Consider the following 10,411-nt stretch of genomic DNA (forward strand, 5'->3'; position numbering starts at 1 on the left):
CCCTCGTACTCGATGGTCAGTTCGGCGATATCAGCCGGGTCGTAGACAACATCCACCTTGCAACCGATGAAATTCAGACCGACCTCGTACTTCTTGCCTGCGAAGCTGATGCAGCCCGCCTTGTCGACCTTCCTTTCCTCGCAGTGCAGAAAAGCAGATGCGATAGTTTCGGCATCCAAAAACCTGACCGCCTTGCTGTCACTGCGGTAAGCGGCAGCCGGGCTCTGATTGTTCTCCAGGGCTGAATGGGGTTTGTTCTGGTAACACTCCTCCAACCAGACCCAGAACAGCGCATTGAGCTTGTCCAGCGACTGCGGTTTCTCCAGGGCCGCCTCGGCCAGGAAGGCGTCCACCACTCGGTTAAAGCGCTCCACCTTGCCGGTTGCTTCCGGGGCATACGGCTTGGCAAAAAGCAGCCGGATGCCCATCTTGGCGCAAGCCCGGGTCATCCACTTGGTCCGGTACTGTTTACCGTTATCAAAATTATGTTGCCAGCTTGATTATGTTGCCGTTCAGGTAAATCCCTACTGCCAAAACCGAAGGAAATAGATTTTCGGAACATAATTTTCATAGGGAATCCAACCATGATAACAGCGTTTCGTCCTCCTTCCAAATTGGTTTTCTAGGGTATCCCGTAGAAGAGTTATCCTTTGGCTCGCAAACTCGCAGAGCAACTTCTTTCATCCTGGTATTAATCTCAGCGTAACGATTGGTAGTATCGAGGCTTACATGTCCAAGCCAACCGCGAATTACGTTAACATCCACCCCCGACTCCAACAGATGTACTGCCGCAGTATGGCGAAACACGTGTGGGCTGATGTGCCGCTTGTTTATTGCCCTCTTATTCTGCGGAATTGAGTCGGTATGGCGGCGTACGATCTTGTAAATACCGAAACGAGTCAGAGGTTTGCCGTTCTGAGAGAGAAAAACTGCATTCTCTGGCGTATCTTTTATGGGGTTTTGCCGGATAAGATTTTTCAGAAGATTGACCGTCTCCTGCCATAGCGGACATGTCCTCCACTTGTCACCCTTGCCGTGCAGTCTGACGCGTGGGCAATCATCCAAGTCAAGGTTACCAATGCGAAGGTCAGCAACCTCCTGAACACGTGCCCCGGTATTGTAAAGAAATAGCAAAAGTGCCCGGTCTCGTAGCGCATAGTGCCCTTTTGAAGGCAAATGTGCAAAAAGCTCGGAGATATCCTCGCGCTCCAAAAAGGATGTTTCCGGAGGAGGGACGCGTTTCATGGGGATGGCCGCCACCTGTTCGGAAATCGCCAGCATCTCGGGAGCTCTCATAGTAATGTAGCCGAAGAAGGTATGCAGAACAGTCAAACGATGGTTACGGGTGCGAATGTGGTTCATGCGATCATTTTCAAGGTGCTGCAGGAAATCTTTGACTCGCTTAAAAGTCAAATCCGCTAAGGCAAGGCGGGTGATTTTACGCCCCGAGTCAGCAGCTACAAATTGCAGGAACAGACGGATGGTATCCCGGTAGCTTTTGATCGAAGCTGGGCGCAGCCCCTTTTGAATGATAAGGTAATCTTTAAAGAAGGAGTATGTGATACTGCCCAAGTTCTCGCCGCTCATGACAACGCCCCCTTAATGGCGGTTGCCGCAAACCGCTCAAAACGTAAATTGGCCTCTTGCAGTAAATCAGGTGTAATAGTCAGATAGACTGCTGTAGATGTAGGATTGACATGTCCCATGAAGGTTGACAGGTGAAGAAGTCGGGTTCCCGGGTCAATACCGGCGCGGTACCAACGGAGCAAGGTTCCGACGGCAAATGAGTGTCTCAGATCGTGCAGGCGGGGAGGTGAAACCCCTTCTGGTACTCGCAATCCAAGTTGGGGAATCAGGGACTGAAATGTCGCACCAATCGTGTGGCGGTTTATGGGACGGCCCCCGAAAAAGGTAAACAAGAACTCCTCCGGCAGAGGAGGTCCGTACTTCTTTAAGCGCATTTCTAGATACTCAACAAGAAGCTCTTTAATTCGAGGACCAAACGGAACAATGCGGCTTTTGTAAAACTTGGTTTGCCGAATGATCAACAGCGATCGCTCGATGTCCAGATCGCTCAAACAAAGCCGAGAAACCTCTCCAACTCTGAGGCCAAGACCGTATAGTAGGGCAAATATGGTTCGATATGTAATGCCTCGGAGAGATGTATTTCGGCTGTCTTGCAATCTCTCCGCGCAAGCCAACAATTCCCGAACCATGGCAGGTGTGAATAAAAAGGGAGTCCTCTGTGAAGTCTCTCGCCGAGTCTCCATGTGTAAAGGAAGACTATCCAAGTAGTGTTGTTTTATCATCCAGTTGAACAGCCGTCTAACGACGCTAACCAAGTGGTTGTAACTGCGCGGTCGTTTACGGGGCCGGGATGCCAGGAAAGCTTCAATAAGTTCTGCGGTGATATCTCCGATAGCATGCACTTGCTGCCGAACCAGAAAGGCATCTAGTGCTCGGAGAGCATATTCTTCGGTGAGGAAACTCTGCCCAAGGGCTCGCTTGTAAGCGAGAAAGGCTTGGATCCCTTCTGCCAGGGGACTGTGGAAACCATTCCATGCCGGCCTCATAAGATGTCCTCCCCCACACCGTAGCCAATCTCCCGGAGGACATCCAGCGCTACCTTAGCGTAGATTGCCGTCGAGTCAGCACTTCTATGACCCACGTAGTCACCGATAGTCTTTAGGGAAAAACCTGCATCCACCAGCCGTTGCACGCAGGTGTGGCGAAGCGTGTGCGACCCCGGCCTGCTGATAGGGATTCCGGCCTTGCGAAGGTAGCGAGCTGCGCGGCCGGATACGTTTTCGTAGGTCATCGGTGTGTACGGGGGTCTCGTTCGGAAAAAGATATGGCGGTCGGATGTTTTGGGTCTGGCATGTTGGAGATAATCCAGGATAGCCTCCCCTACAATCGTCGACAGGGGATATGCTGTGGAATGACCGGCTTTCCGTTCCGGCACCCGAATTCGGCCCTGCCGCCAATCGATGTCGTCGATGGTCATAGCAGCGATTTCCCTGGACCTTAGTCCATATGTCACCAACAGGAGCAAAATAGCATGGTCTCGTTTACCAATGGGGGCCCGGCGGTCAACTGCCTCCAGCATACGGTTTACCTCATCCCAGGTGATGGAGCGCGGTATGCTGGATAGCCGATAATTGCGGGGAGAATCTAGAGCGCCGCTCAGATCGTTCGCTATGATTCGTTCGCGATAAAGATATCGAATTAATATTCGCACCGCTGTGCATCTAATACCGAGACTATTCTTACATAATCCGCTGCTGCTGGTTAAAAAGCCGCTTAGAATAACGGGCGAAAGATTACGGAGTTCTTTGAGGCCAATATTCTGGAGATATCTTTCGAAAGCATAAAGATTACTTCTGTAATGCTGGAGTGTGCTTTCCTTAATGCCTCTTTCATTTTTCATGTAGTCAAACAGGCCTGGAACCAGTTTCTGGAATGGCTCTACCCGACCTTTTTCCTTTAACTCCGGCATCAACAAAACCAACATTTGCCTTGCAGGATTCTGCGCTTCCATTAATACTCTTTTCCGAGCCTCATCAGTCTTACACCCTTGACCATGTTTCTGCAGCCAGTATTGCGCAAACCCTTCAATGTGCCCAGGCAACTCTTCCAATATAGTCACTCCTTGCCGCCGGGCGAATTCACCGAATTCCATCAAGATAGGTATGCGTTTTCGTACGGTGGTAGCTGAATAGCTGTGTTTATTAAGCCATTCAACATACCTTTCTATGGGGCCATAAATCCACGACGCTCGAATACGATCCCATGTTTCCGGATTGACATAATAAAGCTCCAACATTTAAAACAACCTCCCTTTATAGATTTTGAGGTTATTCTAAGTTAGAATTCATACCAGGAAAATTATGTTGCCACTTAGACTCAAAGATTTTTTATCTAAGCCATGAATATAGCTACCGGCAACATAATCAAGCTGGCAACATAATTTTGATTATGTTCCGCGGAACATAATCAAAAAATACCGCATCAGGCGCCCCGTACTTCTGGATCGCCTGGCGGAAACAGTCCTCGACGATGACCTGATCCAAGGTGGGGTAGAACTCTCCGTGCATCACGGCTCTGGTGGCGTCGTCAAAGAAGGATACCAGATAAACCTGTTTCTTGGCGCCATCCGGGCCGATGGGCAGGTACGGCCCATACTTGATATCTGAATGCCAGAGCTGGTTGCGGTGCCTTTTCTGAAACCGCCGGGCGGCGACGCCGGTATCCGCGTACATACGCATGTGCCGGGCACTGTAGCCCTTCTCCGCCAGTTTCTCCTGCAGGGTGCTGCGTTTGATCCGGCCGGGTTCGGCCAGTCCTTCCCACTCCAGAATCTGAATGATCTGCGCGACACTTCTTCCCGGCGCCTCGCGGCGCAAAAGGATGGCCTGCTCCAGGATGTTGGCCGGGACGGCCTCCTGGTTCAGGCGTTCACCCTTGCCCTTGGGTTTGAGGCCCCCGAACCCGTTTTCCCGGTACCGGGCCAGATACCGGCGCAAGGTACGCTCGGATATCCCGGCTTGTTCGCAGATCTGGGCCTTGAGTTTTCTGGCTTTGGCCGCATCCAGTCTTCCGCCAACAGCGGGGACAAAAGCTGTATCCGCTTTTCGGCGATCTCTTCGGCCTTCCGGTGGTCTCTCATGCTGAATACCCTCCTTAAAGTTAATTCAGCACGAGTCTATGCCAAAGCCGTCAGGACAGGAATGCCGAACGGGTCTGTACCCAAAGATTTGCATTGGCCACCGGGCGGACAACTCTGGCCAGCCAGCCGGGGGCATCCCCTACCAACTGCCAGATCCTGTGGAGCGCGGACCGGGGAAGGGTGGATCGTCCTTCCACAGACGCTATCGCATAACGGGCGGCGAGGGCGGTGAGGCAGCCAAGGAAGTACGCAGCCAGTGCCCAAAACCATCTCCGCCAGCGCCACAAGGTGGATTCATCGGCCGTGACGCTAAGGGCCGGATCACCGCCCACGGCTGCCTCAATGCTATCCTTTATGTGACGCTTGTACGGTACCAGCATGTCCGGCAGTTCGTGGTGGATGCGACGGCACGCAACACAACGAAGGCGGCGGATGATGAGGATGATTTTGTCCCCGAGGCTGTCGATACAGCCCCGTTGGCGGCTGCCAATTACCCTTAAATGCCCGCTACAGCAGGGACAGGGAATCTGCTCCGCGCTCCTCACAAAAAACACCCTTGTCGGGGTTCTCAACGAGCTCATATTTTGTTACAATGACCATACGGTGATGGGCGCCTCTGGTGCTGCTGCTGACCACGGTGGCACAACAAACAGGGGCGTCTTTCCTTTCTAAATGATATGGCCATTATATCCAGCAACTCCCGGTCAGGCAATCCCGTCAGCTTTCGGACGTTTTAGGTTAGCCCTAACACCAAGGAAACGAGACTTCGTTAAAGAACATCCTTGATAAAGGTTGTGAGAGATTTGAAAAGACAATCACGGATAATTTTTGGTCAGACCGCGAGTCAGCTACAGGATATGTTTACACGCACGATATCTTCCGCAGTCGGTTTTTCACCTATTCAACGGATATCGAGCAAACACGTACCGCGTTCGAAGCTGAAATAAAGAGAGTCATTGAAGTGCTCCCTAGTCAGGTTGAACGAAAGGCAAAAGATTTTGTCAAGGATTATGCTAAGTCTGCTGGGATTTCTCTTGATAACGATATCGAAGACTATAACAGAATGCTTAGCGAGAAAGAAAAATACGAACACCTTCTCAACGAGATAAATAAGAGCGAGCCTGCTAGGAGAAACAGCGGTCAAAACGACAGAATAAACGTAAGCAAGAAGATAGACGAGTTTCGTAAAGACTCTATATCCGAATTTGCGGAAAAATACGAGACTATTATCTCTGTTGATTCTATCGTAAATATTATCAAGACCAAGGGCTTCAAGAAGAAAAAAGAAGACGTTCAGTTGCTATCGAATTATGTTAATTCGTTACTTGAAGACGCGATACAAACAGTTCTAAAACAGAAGTCTGAGGATTTAAGCAGCGTCATTGACAAATACATTAGTGGGTTCCAGCGAAGCACTTTGAGTGAAAAAGCCGAGAAAGTCGGAATTAGCAGTGTTCCTTTTAACGCGACTCGGGCTTTTGCCGCAGGACTAACGGGGTTGGCTACAATTGGCGGACTTGCTTTTTGGGCATCAACGCTTGGTAACCTTGGCGCTTATATTCTCCTGGCAAAAGGCGTTAGTCTCTTGGCGGCACTTGGCATTTCTGTTGGCGGCACGGCTGCGGCAGCTTCCGCAATTGCAACCATTGGGGGGCCGGTGGTACTTGGAATAGCACTGGCTGTTATGGCCGCTCTTGCAGCTTTTGCGATTTTTTCGGGAGGTTGGGAAAAGAGCCTTGCGAAAAAGCTTATTAAAGCCTACGACGACCAAGATGCGTTAATGAAATATAAAAAAGCAATTAATTCGTTCTGGGAAGACACGCAGAAGGCCTTCGACGCCTCCTCTGATAATATGGAAAAAGAATGGGAGGAGTACGTTGAAAATCTGCGCGGTATGATTGAAAACTACAATGTTGACGACATTGTGAGACGTATAAACGCTGCGAGAGAAATAAAAAGTTTTTTTGCAAATATCCCGCTGTAAAGTATTGGTTTATCTCCTTTTTTCAGTGGGATATCGATAGTTTATTTAAACATTTAGGAGGAGCACAAAAATGATCACGGAATTAATTAATGCAAATCGTATAATGGATGCCCATATCGTTGCAAAGAATGAATATGTTCGTAACAACGCAAGCGAAAAGGCGTTTAACGACTATTTCGAGCTTTGTCTACAAATTGCGCAATACCCGATTGAAATTGAAACACGGAAATTTTTCGTAAGCGAGGCTGATCAGGCGCTTTCATATTACAGCGAACATGTTGTTATGGACGAAGACACGCTTAAAAGTATTCTCTCATACAAAGAAAAACTTTTTGAGGTAACTGACCAGATAAGATCGCTTGAAAACGGACAAAGAACGGCGTATGTATCCAAGGTAAAAGAAAGTAATGATCAGGTTCTGACTGTACTCGCCTCGATCAAGGGAAAATTGCATACCGCAAAAGATCAAACCGAGTTCGATAAACTTTTGCTCGACTTGGCAAGCCAAGAGAAGGTTTTGTTAAAAGATTTTTTTGATGAAGACCAGCAAGCTCTTTATGATGTTATGACTAGGGAGTTCTCTTCTCTGATCAGCGCAAAGATGGAACAACTGGCTTACAGCGCAAATGTCGAATATAACCGAAAAGCGGTAGCTGATTTCCGCAAAGCATTTACTTTATTCAAATCCAATGAAGCGAAATATATAAGTAGCGACACCAGTCTGTTTAACTTGGTATCTAAACATCTATTTATTTACGACGCAGGAAAACTTTTTAACGAAACATTGATCTATTACAACCATGTTTATTCGTATATTTTCAGCAAGCTGAATGACGACGGTAAATATACACTGACCAAGTATTCGATTGATGCCGAGAAAATAATCCAATAGAAAGCCGGTGAAAAAATGCAGTCACAGATTTTGAGCAGGTCGTTTATTTCACCGACATTGAAGCAGAGAGAGCCAATTCACTGGTCGGACATAAACGGAACCGCCCTGGGCGCGAGCCTGTACTCCTCCAACGTGTTTAACACGATTGGCGTAACCGGTAACTATAACGCCCAATTCAACGAGATATTTCAAAGGTTATCCGTACTTCGGGATTCCGCGCAGCGAAGCTTGAATACTATCCTCGCGGCTGACCCAAATTCGACTTCATTGCGCGATAAGGGAATCGAACTGGCCTGGAAATATGAGAAAGCAGAACTCGAAATGGGCGGGAGCGGTACGCAGGATTGGAGTCCGGCACAACGGCAAGAGATATTAGATAATACGTCTGTGCGTGATTTTGAGGGTCATCATATCAATAGCGCGGCAGCACACCCCGGGCAACAGACGAATCCAGATAATATCCGGTTTCTCGAAGAACATAGAGATGGGAGCGGCGTTCGTGAACACCTTGACGCTCATAATGGAAATTACCGAAATGCTACGGAAGGAGATTTGATTGACAGGGACAAGCGTTTAATAGACGCTAACAAAAGCCGGGTATTTAAAAATGAGCTTGCAGGCATCGGAACTGCAGCTGCTATCGGCCTTGGTATCGGCTTTACAATAGGTTTTGTTGTTACGCTGGCGCAGTCAGGCGTATCACCTGAGAGCGTTCGTTATGCTGCAGTTGCAGGAGCTAAAGCTGGATTCCAGGGTGCGGCATTTGGAGTCGTCAATCATTTTTTAGCACGGAGCATCGGAGAAATTTCCTCTAAAGCCTTACAGGGTGTACTCCAAAATATCGGGGTAAGTGTAACTGATAATGTTGCCAAGATGTGTAATATGGGCGTTGTCGGGTTTATGGCAATTGCTGTGTTTTCAGTATATCAGTTCGCGAAGTTGAAGCGAATGGGATATGGAAAAAAAGAATGCTTGATTCGAGTGGGCAAACAAGCTGCCTTCTCGACCGCAGTTCTAATCGCTTCAATAATAGCACAGGGCATTTGTGGCGGCCCGTCTGGAATAATAGTATCCTTAAGTATAGGTCTTATCGTTTTGACATATATGGTGTCGTTATCAATCCACGATAAAAAACTTATGGAGGGCATAAGGGTATACACTATCAATAAGTCATATCCTTCTTTCAGTGGAGGTGTTGGCTATGCTTACTAAGCTTGTTGCGGCTGTGCAGAAGCAAGATAAGCGCAATGTTTTCAAGCCTTTTTTGGGCGAGGTTACTTCTATACCTGAGGAATTTCGCGAGTTTTATAAAACCAACAACCCTGTAGATGTCGAAATAAGGCTCGACAACCTTTCCCAAATCAGGTTTTACAGCGTAGAACGCTTACCAGCAATAAAAAAAGAGTATAATTTACCGGAGTCTGCCTTTTGCTTTGCGACCAGTAACGGTGACCCAATTTACTATCTGAATGGGAAGATATATACTGAAGCACACGGCGGTGACCCAAGCCCTGAGCTTTTGGCGAGAAGCTTTAACGACTATATACAATTTATTATAAAGCATTTACGCATCAGAAAAATTAGGTAGCGCACCCCTGGTACTACTATAAGCGAAACATATTCCTCGCTTCGGAAATCGGTAAAACATAAATTCAGCTTATCCGGAAGCAAAATAAGCGTATCATTTACGAAAGTTGCTGAACCAGACGAGACGAAGAATAATATGGGATGCAGACTCCTGAAAGACTAAGTTTCTTTCAACAGAACCAATGCTAAAGCGGCAGAAATCAGTACAAGGCATTAATGAGGAGGTTGAACAAATTAAAAACGAAGAACTTCGAAGTATATTTCAACGAGAAATATTGCCTGGATTATTCTTGTACCGTGAAGATTTGTTCTATCAGGCATTTAATGAAGGTCCTGATCAAGTTCATGCACTTATAATGTCTCTATGGGCTGATATCTGCAATCAAAATGGAGATAATGTCAAGAATCATCCAATAGAAATAAAAATTGATTATATAACCATTGATGACACAGATGATAATTATACTTGTTTAATGATAATGCAATTACCCGAGGTTAAGAAAAAGGTTGTCAATCTAGCTATATACTACGCAGTGTTCTTTGGTATGAATGAAAAATTAAGATTTTTTCTTGGGGAGACTGATTACCATGCCATGGGAAACAGGTACATATTTATTATTGAACTGATGGCAGATATCGATTATTACAGTAGACGCAACTACGGTCCAATTTACCGAGGCTGTAATAATGAACCCCTTTTATTTGAGAAACCTGAGAATGCAAAGTCTCCAGATGAGTTTGTAGGGATTGATCCGGAAGATGAATGGCAGACGTTTACAGATATAGTAGCTAAGATATGTTTGCTAGGATCAATCAAGAAGAAGTAGGAAGGGGACGACCTTAAACCAAGAGAATCTGTCTTTGAGGTGTTCTACACACCCCCTGACGAAAATGCACACTCCTCCTTGGAAGCGTTGAAAGATTGCCACAGGGGTGTGCAATTGTATCGTTTTATAGTAGGTTAGCCAGTAAAAACCACAGTAGTGATTCTATAGATGACCTCGGTGTCTTCGGAAGACACGTTAACGCGTTCAACAAACGTGTTGACCAGCTTCCGGCAGGCGTCGGGGTTTCTGCTTTTTAGGATCTCTGCCTGCTGCCTTAGGTAGGCGGTGATGTTTTCAAGGGATAGGATCTCGGCATCGTTCCGGGTCCGGAGGATCTCACGCTCGTTTTCGATCTGCTGCTTCTGGTTTTCTAGTTTCTTCAGTCTGTCAACGATGGCCGAAAGATGACCACCGGCTCCTTCAGCCAGGGCCGTTACCAGGTTGTCGATCTGGCC

12 protein-coding genes are annotated in these 10,411 nt (G+C 47.4%); 5 read left to right on the forward strand and 7 right to left on the reverse strand.

Annotated elements, in window-relative coordinates; all coding sequences use genetic code 11:
• The 6 genes from RDU59_12640 to RDU59_12665 all read right to left on the reverse strand — a co-directional run.
• The coding region (locus tag RDU59_12640) for a Mu transposase C-terminal domain-containing protein (protein ID MDQ7839327.1) at positions 1–428 on the reverse strand (428 nt) is incomplete at its 3' end.
• 139 nt (positions 429–567) lie between these two features.
• The gene (locus RDU59_12645; protein ID MDQ7839328.1) at positions 568–1,587 is read right to left on the reverse strand and encodes a tyrosine-type recombinase/integrase; all 1,020 of its coding nucleotides are present in this window, start codon (positions 1,585–1,587) and stop codon (positions 568–570) included.
• Positions 1,584–2,573, reverse strand: coding sequence for a tyrosine-type recombinase/integrase (locus tag RDU59_12650; protein MDQ7839329.1), 990 nt, complete (start codon positions 2,571–2,573; stop codon positions 1,584–1,586). Before RDU59_12650 ends, RDU59_12645 begins: the two co-directional genes overlap by 4 nt.
• Complete coding sequence (locus tag RDU59_12655) at positions 2,570–3,823, reverse strand: site-specific integrase (GenBank protein ID MDQ7839330.1); 1,254 nt, start codon at positions 3,821–3,823, stop codon at positions 2,570–2,572. The genes RDU59_12650 and RDU59_12655 overlap by 4 nt, the downstream gene beginning before the upstream one ends.
• A gap of 127 nt (positions 3,824–3,950) precedes the next feature.
• Complete coding sequence (locus RDU59_12660; protein ID MDQ7839331.1) at positions 3,951–4,523, reverse strand: hypothetical protein; 573 nt, start codon at positions 4,521–4,523, stop codon at positions 3,951–3,953.
• 193 nt (positions 4,524–4,716) lie between these two features.
• Positions 4,717–5,247, reverse strand: coding sequence for a DUF6431 domain-containing protein (locus RDU59_12665; protein ID MDQ7839332.1), 531 nt, complete (start codon positions 5,245–5,247; stop codon positions 4,717–4,719).
• Between the two features lie 380 nt (positions 5,248–5,627).
• Between RDU59_12665 and RDU59_12670 the strand changes: the two genes are divergently transcribed.
• The 5 genes from RDU59_12670 (at position 5,628) to RDU59_12690 (ending at position 9,956) form a co-directional block, all read left to right on the forward strand.
• Entirely contained in the window at positions 5,628–6,650 is a 1,023-nt protein-coding gene (locus tag RDU59_12670; GenBank protein MDQ7839333.1) for a hypothetical protein, read from the forward strand.
• Between the two features lie 70 nt (positions 6,651–6,720).
• On the forward strand, positions 6,721–7,542 hold the full coding sequence (locus tag RDU59_12675; GenBank protein MDQ7839334.1) for a hypothetical protein: 822 nt from the start codon (positions 6,721–6,723) through the stop codon (positions 7,540–7,542).
• Positions 7,543–7,557: 15 nt separating this feature from the next.
• Positions 7,558–8,754 carry a hypothetical protein gene (locus tag RDU59_12680; GenBank protein ID MDQ7839335.1) on the forward strand — a complete coding sequence of 399 codons (1,197 nt, stop codon included), beginning with the start codon at positions 7,558–7,560 and terminating at the stop codon, positions 8,752–8,754.
• A complete protein-coding gene (locus tag RDU59_12685) occupies positions 8,744–9,130 on the forward strand; it encodes an SMI1/KNR4 family protein (protein MDQ7839336.1) in 387 nt (128 codons plus the stop codon). The genes RDU59_12680 and RDU59_12685 overlap by 11 nt, the downstream gene beginning before the upstream one ends.
• A gap of 181 nt (positions 9,131–9,311) precedes the next feature.
• Complete coding sequence (locus RDU59_12690) at positions 9,312–9,956, forward strand: hypothetical protein (protein ID MDQ7839337.1); 645 nt, start codon at positions 9,312–9,314, stop codon at positions 9,954–9,956.
• A gap of 134 nt (positions 9,957–10,090) precedes the next feature.
• Here the strand turns inward: RDU59_12690 and RDU59_12695 are convergent.
• The coding region (locus tag RDU59_12695; protein ID MDQ7839338.1) for a hypothetical protein at positions 10,091–10,411 on the reverse strand (321 nt) is incomplete at its 5' end.

The organism is Thermodesulfobacteriota bacterium, assembly GCA_031082315.1.
Taxonomy (GTDB): domain Bacteria; phylum Desulfobacterota; class QYQD01; order QYQD01; family QYQD01; genus QYQD01.

Excerpts from the sequence above, each read along its gene's own strand:
- RDU59_12645 (MDQ7839328.1), bottom strand. The coding sequence starts at position 1,587 with ATGAGCGGCGAGAACTTGGGCAGTATCACATACTCCTTCTTTAAAGAT.
- RDU59_12650 (MDQ7839329.1), bottom strand. The coding sequence starts at position 2,573 with ATGAGGCCGGCATGGAATGGTTTCCACAGTCCCCTGGCAGAAGGGATC.
- RDU59_12655 (MDQ7839330.1), bottom strand. The coding sequence starts at position 3,823 with ATGTTGGAGCTTTATTATGTCAATCCGGAAACATGGGATCGTATTCGA.
- RDU59_12665 (MDQ7839332.1), bottom strand. The coding sequence starts at position 5,247 with ATGAGCTCGTTGAGAACCCCGACAAGGGTGTTTTTTGTGAGGAGCGCG.
- RDU59_12675 (MDQ7839334.1), top strand. The coding sequence starts at position 6,721 with ATGATCACGGAATTAATTAATGCAAATCGTATAATGGATGCCCATATC.
- RDU59_12680 (MDQ7839335.1), top strand. The coding sequence starts at position 7,558 with ATGCAGTCACAGATTTTGAGCAGGTCGTTTATTTCACCGACATTGAAG.
- RDU59_12685 (MDQ7839336.1), top strand. The coding sequence starts at position 8,744 with ATGCTTACTAAGCTTGTTGCGGCTGTGCAGAAGCAAGATAAGCGCAAT.
- RDU59_12690 (MDQ7839337.1), top strand. The coding sequence starts at position 9,312 with ATGCTAAAGCGGCAGAAATCAGTACAAGGCATTAATGAGGAGGTTGAA.